At 71.0% G+C, this 16,267-nt stretch carries 14 protein-coding genes; 8 read left to right on the top strand and 6 right to left on the bottom strand.

Going from position 1 to position 16,267, the window contains the following annotated elements; genetic code table 11:
- The first annotated feature begins 207 nt into the window (after positions 1 to 207).
- The gene (locus tag ACFYMC_RS26680) at positions 208 to 1,050 is read left to right on the top strand and encodes a chaplin (RefSeq protein WP_388529672.1); all 843 of its coding nucleotides are present in this window, start codon (positions 208 to 210) and stop codon (positions 1,048 to 1,050) included.
- Between the two features lie 56 nt (positions 1,051 to 1,106).
- Here the strand turns inward: ACFYMC_RS26680 and ACFYMC_RS26685 are convergent, their stop codons facing one another.
- Entirely contained in the window at positions 1,107 to 1,295 is a 189-nt protein-coding gene (locus tag ACFYMC_RS26685; RefSeq protein ID WP_388529675.1) for a DUF5703 family protein, read from the bottom strand.
- Positions 1,296 to 1,342: 47 nt separating this feature from the next.
- Between ACFYMC_RS26685 and ACFYMC_RS26690 the strand changes: the two genes are divergently transcribed.
- Positions 1,343 to 2,029, top strand: coding sequence for a hypothetical protein (locus ACFYMC_RS26690; protein WP_388529678.1), 687 nt, complete (start codon positions 1,343 to 1,345; stop codon positions 2,027 to 2,029).
- A gap of 84 nt (positions 2,030 to 2,113) precedes the next feature.
- Here the strand turns inward: ACFYMC_RS26690 and ACFYMC_RS26695 are convergent, their stop codons facing one another.
- Together ACFYMC_RS26695 and ACFYMC_RS26700 are read right to left on the bottom strand one after the other, a co-directional pair.
- A complete protein-coding gene (locus ACFYMC_RS26695) occupies positions 2,114 to 4,411 on the bottom strand; it encodes a helix-hairpin-helix domain-containing protein (protein ID WP_388529680.1) in 2,298 nt (765 codons plus the stop codon).
- Complete coding sequence (locus ACFYMC_RS26700; protein ID WP_388529683.1) at positions 4,408 to 5,391, bottom strand: aldo/keto reductase; 984 nt, start codon at positions 5,389 to 5,391, stop codon at positions 4,408 to 4,410. Before ACFYMC_RS26700 ends, ACFYMC_RS26695 begins: the two co-directional genes overlap by 4 nt.
- A gap of 141 nt (positions 5,392 to 5,532) precedes the next feature.
- Between ACFYMC_RS26700 and ACFYMC_RS26705 the strand changes: the two genes are divergently transcribed.
- The 6 genes from ACFYMC_RS26705 (at position 5,533) to mshC (ending at position 11,810) form a co-directional block, all read left to right on the top strand.
- Complete coding sequence (locus tag ACFYMC_RS26705; RefSeq protein ID WP_388529685.1) at positions 5,533 to 6,588, top strand: LLM class F420-dependent oxidoreductase; 1,056 nt, start codon at positions 5,533 to 5,535, stop codon at positions 6,586 to 6,588.
- Between the two features lie 446 nt (positions 6,589 to 7,034).
- Positions 7,035 to 7,823, top strand: coding sequence for a ferritin-like domain-containing protein (locus ACFYMC_RS26710; RefSeq protein ID WP_388529688.1), 789 nt, complete (start codon positions 7,035 to 7,037; stop codon positions 7,821 to 7,823).
- Positions 7,824 to 7,993: 170 nt separating this feature from the next.
- Positions 7,994 to 8,695 (top strand): histidine phosphatase family protein, encoded by a 702-nt coding sequence (locus ACFYMC_RS26715; protein ID WP_388529691.1) that lies wholly within the window; start codon positions 7,994 to 7,996, stop codon positions 8,693 to 8,695.
- A 169-nt stretch (positions 8,696 to 8,864) separates the two neighbouring features.
- Positions 8,865 to 9,455 (top strand): DUF3090 domain-containing protein, encoded by a 591-nt coding sequence (locus tag ACFYMC_RS26720; RefSeq protein WP_388529694.1) that lies wholly within the window; start codon positions 8,865 to 8,867, stop codon positions 9,453 to 9,455.
- A complete protein-coding gene (locus ACFYMC_RS26725; protein WP_388529697.1) occupies positions 9,419 to 10,312 on the top strand; it encodes an SCO1664 family protein in 894 nt (297 codons plus the stop codon). The genes ACFYMC_RS26720 and ACFYMC_RS26725 overlap by 37 nt, the downstream gene beginning before the upstream one ends.
- A gap of 268 nt (positions 10,313 to 10,580) precedes the next feature.
- Complete coding sequence (gene mshC, locus ACFYMC_RS26730; protein WP_388529700.1) at positions 10,581 to 11,810, top strand: cysteine--1-D-myo-inosityl 2-amino-2-deoxy-alpha-D-glucopyranoside ligase; 1,230 nt, start codon at positions 10,581 to 10,583, stop codon at positions 11,808 to 11,810.
- A gap of 93 nt (positions 11,811 to 11,903) precedes the next feature.
- Here the strand turns inward: mshC and ACFYMC_RS26735 are convergent, their stop codons facing one another.
- From ACFYMC_RS26735 to glpK, 3 genes are all read right to left on the bottom strand, one after another.
- Positions 11,904 to 12,911, bottom strand: a complete 1,008-nt coding sequence (locus tag ACFYMC_RS26735; protein ID WP_388529702.1) for a PAC2 family protein — start codon at positions 12,909 to 12,911, stop codon at positions 11,904 to 11,906.
- A gap of 154 nt (positions 12,912 to 13,065) precedes the next feature.
- Positions 13,066 to 14,673 (bottom strand): FAD-dependent oxidoreductase, encoded by a 1,608-nt coding sequence (locus ACFYMC_RS26740; RefSeq protein ID WP_388529705.1) that lies wholly within the window; start codon positions 14,671 to 14,673, stop codon positions 13,066 to 13,068.
- Between the two features lie 57 nt (positions 14,674 to 14,730).
- The gene (glpK, locus tag ACFYMC_RS26745; RefSeq protein WP_388529708.1) at positions 14,731 to 16,257 is read right to left on the bottom strand and encodes a glycerol kinase GlpK; all 1,527 of its coding nucleotides are present in this window, start codon (positions 16,255 to 16,257) and stop codon (positions 14,731 to 14,733) included.
- Between the last annotated feature and the right edge of the window lie 10 nt (positions 16,258 to 16,267).

Genomic DNA, 16,267 nt, shown 5'->3' on the forward strand with positions numbered 1-16,267 from the left:
CCACCCCCCCCTCCCCCCCCACACCATCCCCACCACCCCCCCGGGGCGGGCCGCCCCCCCCCCCCCCCCCCCCCCCCCCCCCCCCCCCCCCCCCCCCCCCCACGGGCTGTCCATCCACGGCGTACGGGCAGGGGAGCCCGGCGCTCATCGGATCGCACGGGGCGCACGCGACGGCGCACGTGCACAAGAGCAGGGGGAGCAACACAGATGCGAAAGGTCACCAGGCAGACGCTGATCACCGTGGCAGCCGCGGGGGGCGTACTCGCACTCGGCGCCGCCCAAGCGCAAGCCGATTCGGGAGCCCACGCCGACGGCGCGACCGCGCGCTCTGCGGGCGTACTGTCCGGGAACACCGTGCACGCGCCGGTGCACGCGCCGGTCACCGTGTGTGGGAACACCGTCAGCGTAGTTGGTCTGCTCAGTCCGGCGGCCGGGAACCAGTGCGCCGGAAGCCGGTCCCAGGGGACGCGGACCAAGGCGGCCGCCGCCGACGCACCCGGCATCGGATCGGGCAACCGCGTCGAGGCGCCGGTGCACGCGCCGGTCACCGTGTGTGGGAACACCGTCAGCGTAGTTGGTCTGCTCAGTCCGGCGGCCGGGAACCAGTGCGCCGCAGGGTCGGGTGGGCGGACTGGGCCTGGCAAGTCCGATGCGCCGGGAGGTTCGGCTCATCACGGCTCCCCAGGGGTCCCAGCCGTTCCGGGACAGCCGGGCAAGCCCAGTGCTCCCGGTGGAGACGATCCGGTTCCTGACCGGGGAACTCCCGAGGGTGCCTTCGGCGGTGAGGAAGGCTCAGGCCCCGTTGAGGCGGTGGACCGGTCGGGTCACGCCGGCCGGAATCTGACGCCGCAGTCGCCACTCTGGCGGGGAGTTGCCCCGGCGACCGAAGCTCTGGCGACGGGCGGTGCTCAGGCGGCGCGCGTCGGTAGGGGTTCGCTGGCCACCACCGGAAGCACGGGGCTCGGCATCGCACTGCCGCTCGGTGGGGGCCTGCTGCTGGGCGGTTCCCTGCTGTACCGCCGGGCTCGGCGCGCCGCTTCGGGCATCTGACGCCGGGCCCACTCCCATGTACACGGTGGCCCGGCGCTGGGCGCGGGGCCACCGCCCTACCAGGTAGCCCGCAGTTGGCGGATGATCCGCCGGCGCAGTCGCACCCTGCGGCTGCCGTCCCGGCGCAGGCTCAATCGCTCCAACTCCCAGTTCCCGTACTCTGCGTGGTCGGTCAGCAGACGGGTTGCCTCTTTGCGGCTCACACCGCGGGGCACGTACACGTCGACAAATTCGTATTCCGGCATCGAATCTATTGTGCGGGCACCTGCCCGCTACGGATAGCGTCTGCACTATGTCTGATGCTGCTCGACCCACTGCTGCCGAGGTACGCGCCGCTGCCGAGGCCGTCAAAGCCGCGCTCGATCACCACCTCGACGCCGTCGAGCGCCGTGCCGGGGACGACGACCCGGCTGTGTACGCCGCATTCAACGAGCTGGCCGCGGCGGCCGAGGAGTACGACGAACTGCTCTACGACCGCTATGACGAGGTCACCCCGTTTGAGATCCCCGGAACGGAAGATTCGGTTCCGTATACCGGGCCCAGCGAACCGAGCGCCTTCAGCGTGCTCATCCGCCGGGACTACGTGGTGGCCGAACCGCCCCGCCTGATCGCCCAGGCCGAGCGGGTCAGCGAAGTCGAAGGAGAACTCGAACCCGGCGGAGGGGCCGGGACCGCCGCGGCGCTCGGCGTGCTCTTCGGCGAGTACGAGCCCGATGAGATCGCCTCACGGCACAAGGAGTTCGGCCTGGAGGAAGGCGACTCCACCCTGTGGATCGCGGTCACCGAAGACGCGCCCGAGCCCGGGGAGTGGCTGGCCGCGCCCTTCGACCAGGCGGACCCACAACACGTCCTGTGCCGCTTCGATGTCAGCTCCGTCTTCGACGACGAACTCGACGAGGACGAGGGCGGGGACCTCGCGGATCTCGAAGGGACCCCGCGGGGGAAGCCGCTCCGGCAGCTCGACGTCGAGCGTCGCTGACCCCGAGGGCGAGGCCATCGGCCCGGGGCACCCAGCCCCGGGCCCGCGCTGTGTCCAGAGGGCTGCCAGGGATGCGGCTCCCCGTCAGCCAGCTACGGCGCTGTCTGCTATCAGGCCGCGCAGGAGCGCCGTCAGCCGCGTGCTCCGTTGCTTCGGGCCGACCTCGCGGACCGCTCGCCCCAGAGCCTGATCGACGCCGTGCACCACGGACAGGTGCTGCTCGGCCCGCCCGAACGCCGTGTACACCCAGTCCCGAGAAAGCCCCTCGGCGGCATCACCAGGAAGAACGACGACCACGGCAGGCCAACGGAAGCCCACGGCCTGCGCCGCGGTCACGGCCCAGCCGTGCCGCAGCACCCGCTCCACTTCGCCCTTGGGCACGAACACGGAACCGCTCGCGCACTCCAACCGCAGCCCGTCCGGCTCGGCGCCCACGACGCTGGCTGGCACCACACGGTGTGCCGTCGGTGTGTACACGACCCGGTCGCCCGGATCGAAGCCGGCGAACCGACCGGGGCCGGGATTGAGCCGCTCCTTCAGGGCGCAGTTGAGCACGCGCGTGCCGGCTGAACCGCCGTGGCCCACGGTCACCACCTGAGTCCGTGGTGCCGGGATGTCCAGAGCCCGCGGCACCGAGTCGGCGACCAGTTGCACGGTCCGATGCACCGCTTCCCCGGCGTCCTCAACGGGGACGATCACGATCTCCTTGCCGGGGGCATCGACCTGGACGAGCTCGCCGATGCCGATTGCGGAGACCAGTTCCCCCAGCGGACCCGGGTCCGGGGTGCGCGAGACGACCTGCGGGCAGGCCCGGGCGGCCAGGAGGTCCGCGAACACCCGGCCCGGGCCGGGGGATCCGAGCGTTGCGGGATCTCCACTGAGCACCAGCCGGGCGCCGTCCGGGACGGACTCCACCAGCACCGCCGCACCTTCCACATCCAGCTGCTGGGCATCCAGGACCACCAGCAGATCGATGGCGAGTGCGCCCTCCGTGTCCCGCCCGGGGCCTTCGGTCGTGGCCAGGAGCCCGAAGGTGGTGACCGCCGCCTCGCCGAGCCCGGCCGCCGCCGCCCGGTCACGGCCGTCGACGGTGTGGGACGCGGCGAAGGCCCTCAGGCCCAGCGCACGGGCGGCCCGTACCAGCGCCACCGGCTCCGCCCGAGCCGCCTCGCCGCCGGTATGGGTGACCAGGCCATGACCGGCAGCCGCCCGCAGGAGTTGTGCGGCGGAAGGGGAGGGTGCCTCGGCCTCAGACCTTCGCCAGCCCTCCGGGAGCCCGGAGCCCGCGGTGGCCGCGTCGAACGTGTTGATCAGTCGGGCCAGGCCCTCGGCCAGGCTCTCCTCGGCCAGGGCCAGGCCTTCCGCGCCCAGCAGGGTCCGTACGGGCTGTTCCTGAGCGCCCTCGCCCTGCGCGCTGTCCACCGGTGCGCGCTCGTCGGCCGGCTCCTGGAAGACCAGGACGGCGCCGTCCGTGACCGCTGCCCGAACTGCCCGATCGGGGTCGGGCACCGAGTACCGTGCCAGTGCGGCTTCCAGCACGGATGACTCCAAGACCGTATGGCCCTTGAACGCTGCCTGTTCCAGCAGCCAACTCACCAGGTCCGCGGAGCGCCGTACGTCATCCGGTCGACAGCCTGCGCCCAGCAGGGCCCGGGCGAAACCGTCGGCCTGGGCCGGTCGGACCCCGGGGACGGCCAGTAGCCGCCAGGGGTCTTCGCGTAGCAGCTGCGCTGCGCCCTCACCGAACACCCGGGCCGCCGGTGCGGCGAGCGAGGCGGGCGCCTGTCCCTCCGTCAACACCAGGGTCACGGCCTCGACCAGCGCGGTGCCGGGTGCCACCGGTCCGTCCTGCCCAGACGGTGCGAGGTGGCGGCCGACCGGCTGTTCCGCCGGTGCGGGGGCGGGGCGGGATGGGGCGGGAGCCTCGACGACGGGGCGTTGTGGGGTCCTGCCGCTCTCCACCGCGCGCACGGCAGCGAGCAGGTCCGCGGCGGTCCCGCTGAGCTTGGCCCCCGCCTCGACGGGGCCCGCGCGCTCCGCCTTGCGGCGGGCGATCCGCTCGCGCTCCACTCGCTGGGCGGCGAGCTCCGCCTCCGCCTCGCTGAGGGGGGACGGGGCGCTCGTGCCGGTCTGTTCGTCCTCCTCAGCGCCGTGCTCCGGGCGGGGCCCGGTCGGCTGGGCGCCTCGCGGATCCGGTCCGTCGGGCTGCTCGCCGCCCCGGTCCGGGCTCCGATCGGTTCCGGCCTTCGATTCCGCTTCCTCCGGCCGCGACTGTGAGACGTCCGGTGCTGGCGGCTGCGGTTGGGCCCGGGCTTGCTCAGCGGCGGGTTCGGCAACGGCAGCGGCCTCGGCGGGTTGCGCGGCCTGGTGCTCCGTGCTCACAGCGTGCTCCAGTCGTGATCGGGGTAGCGGTGGACGGGGGCCGAGACATCGTCCAGCGCCCGGCAGATCTCGTCAGGAAGACTAAGGGCCTCCACTGACAGGGCGGCCGTCAGCTGCGTCGCTGTCCGCGCGCCCACGATCGGCGCCACCACCCCGGGCCTGTCCCGGACCCAGGCCAGCGCGACCTGGAGGGCGGTGGCCGCCAGCCCGTCCGCAGCGGTCTGCACTGCGTCCACGATCCGGGAGGCCGGCTCGTCCAGGTACGGGGCGACGAAGGGGGCCATGTGCTCGCTGCCGCCGCGGGAGTCGGCCGGTGTGCCGGCGCGGTACTTGCCGGTGAGGACTCCCCGGCCGAGCGGTGAGGACGGCAGGAGGCCCACGCCGAGGTCCAGGGCGGCCGGCAGCACTTCGCGTTCCACCCCCCGTTGGAGCAGTGAGTACTCCATCTGCGTACTCGCGAGCCGGGTACGGGCCCCGGGCGCGGCGAGTTGCCAGGTGGCCGCTTTCGCCAGTTGCCAGCCGCAGAAGTTCGACACACCCGCGTAGCGGGCCCGTCCGCTGCTGACGGCCAGGTCCAGGGCCTGGAGGGTCTCTTCCAGTGGGGTCGTGGGGTCGAAGGCGTGCACTTGCCACAGGTCGACGTAGTCCGTGCCGAGCCGCTGCAAGGAGGCGTCCAAGGACGACAGGAGGTGGCCGCGGGAGGCGTCGAAACGGCGGTCGGGGTCGGGGACGCTGCCCGCCTTGGTGGCGATGACCAGGTCCTCGCGTGGCACCAGTCCGGCGGTCAGTTGGCCGAGCACGTATTCGGACTCGCCGCCTCCGTACACGTCGGCCGTGTCGATGAGCGTTCCGCCGGCCTCCCAGAAGAGCTTGAGCTGTTCGGCGGCTTCGTGGTCGTCGGTGTCACGGCCCCAGGTGAGGGTGCCGAGGCCGATCCTGGATACGCGCAGGCCCGTGCGGCCGAGGTGCCTCTGCTCCATGAGCGCTGAGGGTACTGGCCGGAACTCGGTCCCCAGAGGGGGTGGGGGCGGGTGGTCCGTGGGCGTCGTGACCTCCCCGATCGGGACCGCGCGCGCTAGAGTCCCGCACAACAGCACGTTACTCATGGGTAAGGGGACGGTATGCGACTCGGGATCAACCTCGGCTACTGGGGCGCGGGCATGGACGCGGACAACCTCGCGGTCGCCCGGGAGGCCGACCGCCTCGGCTATTCGGTCTGCTGGGCCGCCGAGGCCTACGGTTCCGACGCCCCGACCGTACTGTCCTGGGTGGCCGCACAGACCGAGCAGATCGACATCGGCTCGGCGATCATGCAGATTCCGGCCCGTCAGCCCACCATGACGGCCATGACCGCGGCCACCCTCGATTCGCTCTCCGGCGGTCGTTTCCGCCTGGGACTGGGAGTATCCGGCCCTCAGGTCTCGGAGGGCTGGTACGGGGTGAAGTTCGACAAGCCGCTCGCCCGCACCCGTGAGTACGTGGAGATCGTGCGGCGCGCCATGAGCCGCGAGCGGCTGTCCTTCGAGGGCGAGCACTGGACGCTTCCGCTGCCCGGCGGGCCGGGCAAGCCGCTCAAGCTCACCGTGCACCCCACACGAGCGGAAATCCCGCTCTACATCGCGGCGATCGGTCCCAAGAACCTGGAGCAGACCGGAGAGATCGCCGACGGCGCGCTGCTGATCTTCCCCGCAGCAGAGCATCTGGAGGCCACCGCGCTCGTGCCGCTGCGCGCGGGTCGGGAGAAGGTCGGCAAGACGATGGAGGGCTTCGACGTCTGCCCGACCCTGCCGCTGGCGGTCGGTACGGACGAACAGGTACCCGCACTGGCCGATATGTTCCGTCCCTACACCGCCCTGTACGTCGGCGGGATGGGCAGCCGCAAGCAGAACTTCTACAACCAGCTGGCGCAGCGCATGGGTTACGAGAAGGAAGCGGTGGAGGTCCAGGACAAGTACCTGGCGGGCGACAAGGAGGGTGCTGCCGCGGCCGTCCCGCACCAGCTCATCGACTCCACGGCACTTCTCGGGTCGGTGGAGCGCATCGCCGACCGGATGCAGGCCTATGCGGAAGCCGGGGTCACCACGTTGACCCTGGCGCCGGCCGGTTTCACCCTGGAGGAGCGTCTGACGGCGTTGCGTGCCGGAACCGAGGCGATGGAGCTGGCCGGGCTCGCCTGAGGAGCGCTCGGGTGATCCGTTGATCGCTGGGGGATCGAGTTCCTCGGTGAGGCACCGGGCCGCATCGGTCTCGATGGGCCATGGCAGGCGGTGCCGCGGACGTCTTCCTGGGCGTCTTCGTCACCCTGCCGGTGGCGAAGACGCCAGGGCCCTGGCCGCGGAGGCGAGCCCGGGTCCCAAGCCCGCGGCCGTGGTGGGGGCTCGGGGGATCTTCCCCGCCACGGCCGTCACCCGCTACAACGCGCGTGCGGGGTGGCCGGTTACGCGCCGGCGGCCCTTGGGCGTGTCATTCGTTCGGCGCAGTGGCGCGAGCCCTGTGTTGCCTGCTGCGACCGTTCGCATTTGACTGGTTCCTCAGACAACCGTGCGCACCGCGCGGGTTGGCGACCCCGCGGCACGAGACCAGCGGGAGACGCGTGCGAAACCGCGGCGTGGAGGTGGCACCGATGCTCTCGGCCAGGAGCTTGTTCCAAGAGATCCTCGATGATGACGAGTCCTTCCGGCTCTTCTGTTCGATCGCGGCGAGCGGCGAGGCGCAGGGCGGGTGGGAGAACGCACGTATTGCGGCCCTGGTGCCCGAGGGCATGCGCTCCCTCGCCCCCAAGATTGCCCGGCACGGTGCCGACGAGGACAAGCACGGCAGGATCTTCCAGGCGCTGATGCGCAAGCGCGGGTTGGAGCCGGTCCCGGTGCCGCCGGAGACGGACTACACGATGCTGCTGGAGCGCCGGGGGATCGGCCTTGCCCACGACAAGCTCCGGCGTCAGGAGCCGCTGACGGAGGAGGACATCGTCGTCTACCTCTCGCACAGCCGTGTCACCGAGCAGCGGGCCGCCGACCAGATGGTGATGCTGGTGCGGCACTTCGGTGACCATCCAGAAGTCGGCAAGGCAGTACGGATGATCAGTCAGGACGAGGACAACCACCTCGCCTACTGTCACGAGGAACTGCTGGGCCTGGTCCATGCCGGTCACGGCCGGACCATCCATCGGGTGCTGCGCCAGAGCGCCCTCGCCGAGATCTCCGTCTACCGCGACGTCAGCCTCGCCGTGATGGCGCACATGGGGCGCATCCTGCGCTGGCCGAGGGCCAAGTCGGGTGCCCTCGCCGCCGGTATTCGTGCCGCGTACGCGTACGAGAGATTCAGCGGATGGCACCGGATGATCGACCTGCGGCTGCCCGAGCGCAGGGACGCGCTCGGCGGGCGGCCGACCGCGGCGCCCGAGTTCGTCTGAGCCCGGAGCCCGGAGCCGGGCGCGACGGGCTTCGTCGCGGTGGCGCCAGGGACGAGGCGGGGTCCAACACCACCGCCGACCGGCAGGCGATGGCTGCCGACGTTCCTTCGGCGCGTTCTTCCCTGGCCCGATCCGACCCGCACCGCAGGACCGGCGGCTACGGTGTCCCCATGGCCACGCTGATCCTCCTACGCCACGGGCGCTCCAAAGCCAATACCGCGGGACTCCTCGCCGGATGGACCCCCGGCATCGCCCTGGACGAACGGGGCGCGGCACAGGCCGCGGCGCTGCCGGATCGGCTGGCTCAACTGCCGCTCGCCGCGGCCGTGAGCAGCCCGCTGCAACGCTGTCAGGAAACCCTGAGCCCGCTGCTCGAACGTCGCCCCGGACTGCCGTTGCACACCGATGAGCGGATCGGTGAGTGCCACTACGGGGATTGGTCCGGCCGCAAACTCGCCGAGTTGGCTGACGAACCCCTGATGGATGTCGTCCAACAGCACCCCTCGGCCGCGGCCTTCCCCGGCGGGGAGTCCATGCGGGCCATGCAGGACCGGGCTGTCGAGGCGGTGCGGGACTGGAACGCGCGGATCACGGCGGAACATGGTGAGGACGCCACCTATCTGATGTGCTCGCACGGGGACATCATCAAGTCCCTGGTCGCCGACGCGCTCGGCCTGCACCTCGATCTGTTCCAGCGGATCTCGGTGGAGCCCTGCTCGGTCACGGTGATCCGCTACACCAGGCTGCGGCCCTTCCTGGTGAGGCTCGGCGACACCGGGGACCTCGGCTCGCTCGCTCCCCGCGAGCCGTCCGGCGAACAGCCCGCCGATGGCGGGAACGCGGTCGTCGGGGGCGATGCGGGCGCGGCATGATCGACGGGCGCAGTAGGGTAGATGGGCCGGAAAAGAAGGCAGCCTGGCCCCGCTAGGCGAGCCCCGGCCGCCCTACCGCCGAGACGCAAGCCCCGGACCCGGCCCGCCCCGAGGGCCGGAACCAGCCCGGAACCCCTTATCCCGACCGAAGCCGAATTGGAGACTGGACGTGCCCCGTCAGGTGTTCCTGTACGACCCGCCGGACCGCTTTGTGGCCGGTACGGTCGGTCTGCCTGGGCGCAGGACCTTCTTCCTCCAGGCCTCCTCAGGCACCCGAGTGACCAGTGTCGCCCTGGAGAAGACACAGGTGGCGGCGTTGGCGGAGCGGATCGACGAGCTGCTGGATGAGGTGGTGCGCCGGACCGGGGGCAACGCCCCGGTACCAGCCGTCGCCCCGACCGAGGTCTCCGACACGGCGCCGTTGGACGCGCCGGTGGAGGAGGAGTTCCGGGTCGGCACGATGGCGCTGGCCTGGGACGGCGAGGAACAGCGCATGATCGTCGAGGCGCAGGCGCTCGTCGAGCTCGACGTGGACTCCGAGGAGGACCTCGCCGAGGCGGAGGAGCGGTTGCTGCAGGACGAGGAGAACGGTCCGCCGATGCTGCGGGTCCGCCTGACCGGTGCGCAGGCCCGGGCGTTCGCCAAACGAGCCCTGGACGTGGTCAATGCCGGTCGCCCGCCTTGCCCACTGTGCAGTCTGCCGCTCGATCCGGAGGGACACGTATGCCCGCGCCAGAACGGATACCGTCGCGGAGCCTAGCCCCCGCGGGGGAGGCGCGCGTGCTGCTGGACGGTGAACTCACGGTGCGTGGTCGCATCCGGGGGGCGTCCAACGCGGTGCTGTACTGCACCGTGGCCCACCAGGGGCAGGAGCTCACCTGTGTCTACAAGCCCGTCGCGGGTGAGCGACCGCTGTGGGACTTCCCCGACGGCACCCTGGCAGCCCGTGAGGTCGCCGCGTACGAGGTATCGGAAGCCACCGGGTGGGGTCTGGTGCCGCCGACCGTCCTGCGGGACGGTCCCTACGGCAGGGGCATGGTCCAGTTGTGGGTAGAGACGGAGCAGGCTCCGGCCCCTACCCTGGCCGGGGCCGTGGAAGCGGATGCCGCTGAAGGGCCCACGCCGGTGCCCGGCGCTGCGCTCCTCGGGTTGGTCGAGGGTGAGGAAGCCGGTCAGGGCTGGAGGCCGGTGGGCTTCGCCGAGGTCGGTGAAGGGCGTACGGCACTGTTGGTGCACGCCGACGACGATCGTTTGCGCCGTCTTGCGGTACTCGACGCGGTTATCAACAACGGGGACCGCAAGGGAGGCCACCTGTTGCCCGGGCGGGACGGTCGGCTCTACGCCATCGACCACGGGGTGACGTTCAACACCGAGGACAAGCTGCGCACCCTGCTGTGGGGGTGGGCGGGCCAACCGCTCACCGCGGAGGCGGTCAGGGTGCTCACCCGGCTGGCCGATGGGTTGGCCGGGGGCGGGGATCTCGCCACCCGACTGGTCGGGCTGATCACCCCGGCCGAATTGCAGGCCTTGCGCGGGCGGGTGGGCATGTTGCTGTCCTCCGGCCGACACCCCGAGCCCTCGGGGCAGTGGCCTGCCATTCCCTGGCCTCCGGTCTGAGGGCGGTTGCTGGAGGGCGTCGCCGGCTCGGGTGGCGCGGCTCAGGGGCCGTGGCTCCCAGGCGGGCGTTCCCCACAGAGGTGGGTTCTGTGCGCGTGGGTCGGTGCGCCGTGGTCGTTCTGGGAGCCTTGCCCGCTCGCCGGGTCCGGTGGCGGGCTCGCGAAGATCGTTCTTTAGAGCCTGACGGGCCTCGACGCAAGAGGGCCAGTTCGGCCATACGCTCGGATCCGGTTCGTTTCTCCAACACCCGTGCGGTTAGGCTCAAGGCATGTATGCCTGGCCCGCTTCTGAGGTCCCCGCCCTTCCTGGCAAGGGACGCGACCTCAAGATCCACGACACCGCGACCCGCGGGACGATCACCCTCGTCCCCGGTCCTGTCGCCCGTATCTACGTCTGCGGCATCACCCCGTACGACGCGACCCACCTGGGTCACGCGGCGACCTACAACGCGTTCGACCTCGTCCAGCGCGTGTGGCTCGACACCAAGCGGCAGGTCCACTACGTCCAGAACGTGACGGACGTGGACGACCCGTTGCTGGAGCGAGCCGAGCGGGACGGTCAGGACTGGGCGCAGCTGGCCCAGCGGGAGACCGCGCTGTTCCGCGAGGACATGACCGCCCTGCGGATGCTCCCGCCACAGCACTACATCGGAGCCGTTGAGGCCATACCCGGCATCGTTCCGCTCGTAGAGCGGCTGCGGGACGCCGGAGCAGCCTACGAACTCGACGGTGACGTCTACTTCTCCGTCGAGTCCGACCCGGACTTCGGGAAGGTCTCCGGTCTCGACGCCGACGCGATGCGCCTGCTGTCCGCCGAACGCGGCGGTGACCCGGACCGCCCGGGCAAGAAGAACCCGCTGGACCCGATGCTGTGGATGGCGGCCCGTCCGGGCGAGCCGAGCTGGGACGGGGCCTCGCTCGGCCCCGGGCGACCCGGTTGGCACATCGAGTGCGTGGCGATCGCGCTGGACCACCTCGGCATGGGCTTCGACGTCCAGGGCGGAGGCTCCGACCTCGTCTTCCCCCATCACGAGATGGGTGCCTCGCACGCCCAGGTGCTGACGGGTGAGTTCCCGATGGCCAAGGCCTACGTGCACGCCGGCATGGTTGCCCTGCACGGCGAGAAGATGTCGAAGTCCAAGGGCAACCTGGTCTTCGTCTCCACGCTGCGTCGTTCGGGCGTAGATGCGGCAGCCATTCGTCTGGCCCTGCTCTCACACCACTACCGGGCCGACTGGGAGTGGACCGACTCGGTGCTGGAGCAGGCCCAAGCCCGTCTGGGCCGTTGGCGGGCCGCCGTCAGCCGGCCCGACGGGCCGGCCGCCGACGAGCTGGTCGAGGAGATCCGGGCAGCGCTCGCCGAGGACCTCGACGCCCCCGCTGCGTTGGCCGCCGTGGATCGTTGGGTCGAGCTCCAGGAGTCCGTGGGCGGCACGGACGACTCGGCTCCCGGGCTCGTCACCCGCGCGGTGGACGCGCTCTTGGGTGTGGCCCTGTAGGGGGTGCCCCCGCTGGTCTTGGCTCCTCAAGAAGCACAGGCCGGGCCGGACGTTCTCCGTCCGGCCCGGCCTGCGTCATGTTCTCAGGTGCGATCAGCCCTCCGGGGCGCCCTCGTCACCGGCGCCCTCCGGCCCCGCCCCCGGTTCCTCGTCCCCGCGGGCGCGCTGCGGTGGGCGGGTGCGGCCACTGGAAGTGTCCCGCAGGTAGGAGTTGTCGCCGGATTCCGTGGCGTGGCCGCCGGGGCTGGCCGGCCCCGGGCCGCCGTCCCGGCGGCGCAGGTACCGTTCGAACTCCCGCGCGATGGCTTCGCCGGAAGCCTCGGGCAACTCGGCGGTGTCCCGCGCCTCTTCCAGGCTCTGCACGTACTCGGCCACTTCGCTGTCCTCGGCGGCGAGTTGGTCCACGCCCACCTGCCAGGCCCTTGCGTCCTCCGCGAGTTCACCCAGCGGGATGCGAAGGTCGATCAGGTCCTCCAGCCGGTTCAACAGGGCCAGCGTCGCCTTCGGGTTCGGTGGCTGCGAGACGTAGTGCGGCACCGCCGCCCACAGGCTCACTGCGGGGACACCGGCGTGGGTGCACGCTTCCTGAAGGATGCCCACGATTCCGGTGGGCCCCTCGTAGCGCGTCTCTTCCAGGTCAAGACGGCGCGCGAGGTCCGTGTCGGAGGTGACCCCGCTGACCGGCACCGGACGGGTGTGCGGGGTGTCGCCGAGCAGGGCGCCGAGGATGACGACCATCTCCACGCCCAGTTCGTGTGCGAACGCCAGCAGTTCGTTACAGAACGACCGCCAGCGCATGGATGGCTCGATGCCGCGCACCAGTACCAGGTCGCGCGGTTTGTCTCCCCCCACGCGGACCACGGACAGACGGGTGGTGGGCCAGGTGATCTTCCGCACACCGCCGTCCAGCCACACCGTGGGCCGGTTGACCTGGAAGTCGTAGTAGTCCTCCGCGTCCAGTGCCGCGAAGACCTCGCCCTTCCACTCCCGGTCCAGGTGCGCCACCGCACCGGAGGCGGCGTCACCCGCGTCGTTCCAACCCTCGAACGCGGCCACCATGACCGGGTCGATCAGCTCGGGCACGCCCTCAAGCTCGATCACCCAGGTCTCCTTCCGAAGTTCCCCTTGCGTACGGGCCCAGCCTACGGCTTGTGGCACCCTCGGCCACAGCCCGCGACGGGCCCGTGACGGGGGACCGCCGAGGGGCGGCCCGGAACCGGACCGCCCCTCGGCTGGGCGCGCTCGCGCCTTCAGCTCACGCCTTCTCGCGCAGCATCTCCTCGACCCGGCCGCGTACGACCTCGTCGTCGAGCCCGCGAATCGTCACCGTGGTGCGGCGACGCAGCACGTCGTCGACGGTCTCGGCCCACTCGTGGTCGCGTGCGTAGACGACCTGCGCCCAGATCTCCGGGCCGTCCTCGTGGATCCGCTCGCCCAGTGCGGGGTCCTCGTTGACCAGGCGCGCGATGTCGAAGGCGAGCGAACCGTAGTGCGAGGCCAGGTGTCGCGCGGTGAGCAGGTCCATCCGCGTACCGGGGTCCCGGTCCACCAGCAGTCGGTGCGCCACCGCGTTCGGGTTGGCGACGCCAGGCAGCGGGACGCGGCGTACCAGCGACTTCACCGGCTCCATGTCCTCGGTGAGCGGACTGCCCGGCAGCTTGGCCAGCTTGTCCATGACGACCCGACCGATGTGCCGGTACGTCGTCCACTTGCCTCCTGCGACCGACAGCATCCCGCCGGCGCCCTCGGAGACCACGGTCTCCCGCTTGGCCTTCTCGACCCCGCCGGGGCCGCCGGGCAGCACCCGCAGTCCGGCGAAGGCGTAGGTCATCAGGGAGCGGTCCAGGTCGGCGTCCTGCACGGAGAAGGCGGCCTCGTCCAGGATCTGTTGGACGTCGGACTCGGTGGCGCGTACGTCCGCCGGGTCGCCCTCGTAGACCTCGTCGGTGGTGCCGAGGAGGAGCTGGTCCTCCCAGGGCAGCGCGAAGGTGATGCGGTACTTGTCGATTGGCGTGGCCATGGCGGCCTTCCACGGCGACTTGCGCTTCATCACGATGTGGGCGCCCTTGGACAGGCGGATCGACGGCATCGAGTGCTTGTCTTCCATGCGCCGCAGGTGGTCCACCCACGGGCCGGTGGCGTTGAGCACGACGCGAGCGTCGATCCCGAACTCGGTGCCGTCCAGGCGGTCCTTGAGCTCGGCGCCGGTGACCCGACCCTGCGTCATGCGCAGTCCGGTGACCTCGGCGTGGTTGAGGACGACCGCACCGGACTCCACGGCGGCGCGGACCGTCATCACGGCGACCCGGGAGTCGTTCATCTGGTGGTCGTAGTACACGGCGACGGCCTTGAGGTTGTCCGTCTTCAGGCCCGGGTTGTCCGCGGCGGCCCGGGCCGGCGATATCACCTTGCCGATTCCGTCGCCGAAGGCCGACAGCGCGGAGTAGGCGAAGACGCCCGCTCCCAGCTTGGCCGCCCCCACCGGTCCGCCCTTGTACACGGGCAGGTAGAAGGTGAGCGGGTTGACCAGGTGCGGTGCCACGTCCTTGGCGAGCACCCGCCGCTCGTGGTGGTTCTCCGCGACCAGCTTGACCGCCCCGGTCTGGAGGTAGCGCAGACCGCCGTGGACCAGCTTGGAGGAGGCGGAGGAGGTGGCGCCGGCGAAGTCGCCGGCGTCCACCATGGCCACCCGCAGGCCCGACTGCGCGGCGTGCCAGGCCACCGAGGTGCCCAGGATTCCGCCGCCGATGACCAGCAGGTCGTACGTGGCCTTGGCCAGCCGTTCTCTGGTCTCGGCACGGCTCGCGTTGGAACCGGCGGTCGGGTGCGTCCCAAGGGCGGGAACGCTCTGCAGGCTGCTCATTTCTTACTCCTCGTCAGCTCTTCGGCTACGACGGTGATCCGGGCCTACCGACCAAGGTCAGCTGGTCTCGTCCTCGTCGATCCAGCCCATGGTCCGCTCGACGGCCTTGAGCCAGTTCTTGTACTCACGGTCCCGCTGGTCGGCGTCCATGCGGGGGGTCCACTCGGCTGCCCGGCGCCAGTTGGCGCGCAGCGCGTCGGTGTCCGGCCAGAAGCCGACGGCCAGGCCGGCGGCGTAGGCGGCGCCGAGGCAGGTGGTCTCGGCGACCATCGGGCGCACCACGGGGGCGTCCAGGAAGTCCGAGAGGGTCTGCATCAGCAGGTTGTTGGAGGTCATGCCGCCGTCGACCTTCAGGGCGGCCAGTTCCACGCCGGAGTCCTTGGTCATGGCGTCGGTGATCTCGCGGGTCTGCCAGGCGGTGGCCTCCAGTACGGCACGGGCGATGTGCGCCTTGGTGACGTACCGGGTGAGGCCGGCGATGACACCGCGGGCGTCGGAGCGCCAGTACGGGGCGAACAGGCCGGAGAAGGCGGGCACGAAGTAGGCGCCGCCGTTGTCCTCGACCGAGGAGGCGAGCGTCTCGATCTCGGCGGCGGACTTGATCAGGCCCATCTGGTCGCGCATCCACTGCACCAGCGAACCGGTGACGGCGATCGAGCCCTCCAGGGCGTAGACCGGCTTCTGGTCGCCGATCTGGTAGCCGACCGTGGTCAGCAGGCCGCTGTAGGAGTTGATGATCTTGTCGCCGGTGTTCATCAGCATGAACGTTCCGGTGCCGTAGGTGGACTTGGCCTCGCCCTCGGAGAAGCAGGTCTGCCCGAACAGCGCGGCCTGCTGGTCACCCAGTGCCGAGGCGACCGGGACGCCGGCCAGGACGCCGTCCTTGACCACCCCGTACACCTCGGCGGAGGAGCGGATCTCGGGAAGGACCGAGGTCGGGACGCCCATCGACTCCGCGATCCGCTCGTCCCACGCGAGGTCCCGCAGGTTCATCAGCATGGTGCGGGAGGCGTTGGTGACGTCGGTGACGTGTACGCCGCCCTCGGTACCGCCGGTGAGGTTCCAGATGACCCAGGAGTCCATGGTGCCGAAGAGGATGTCGCCGGCCTCGGCGCGCTCCCGCAGGCCCTCGACGTTGTCCAGCAGCCAGCGGATCTTCGGGCCGGCGAAGTACGAGGCCAGCGGGAGGCCGGTCTCGCGGCGGAAGCGGTCCTGGCCGACGTTGCGGCCCAGTTCCTTGCAGAGGGTGTCCGTGCGGGTGTCCTGCCACACCAGCGCGTTGTGCACCGGCTCACCCGTGTTCTTGTCCCACAGCAGGGTGGTCTCGCGCTGGTTGGTGATGCCGACGGCCTTGACGTCCGCGGCGGTGATGCCGGCCTTGCTGATGGCTCCGGCGACGACCTCCTGGACGTTGGTCCAGATCTCGGAGGCGTCGTGCTCCACCCAGCCCGGCTTGGGGAAGATCTGCTCGTGCTCCTTCTGGTCGACGGAGACGATGCGTCCGTCGCGGTCGAAGACGATGCAGCGGCTGGAGGTGGTGCCCTGGTCGATGGCCGCGATGAACGGGCCGGTGCTCGTGGTCATGAGGTCTGCT

This window comes from Streptomyces sp. NPDC006879, from assembly GCF_042869595.1.
Taxonomy (GTDB): domain Bacteria; phylum Actinomycetota; class Actinomycetes; order Streptomycetales; family Streptomycetaceae; genus Streptomyces.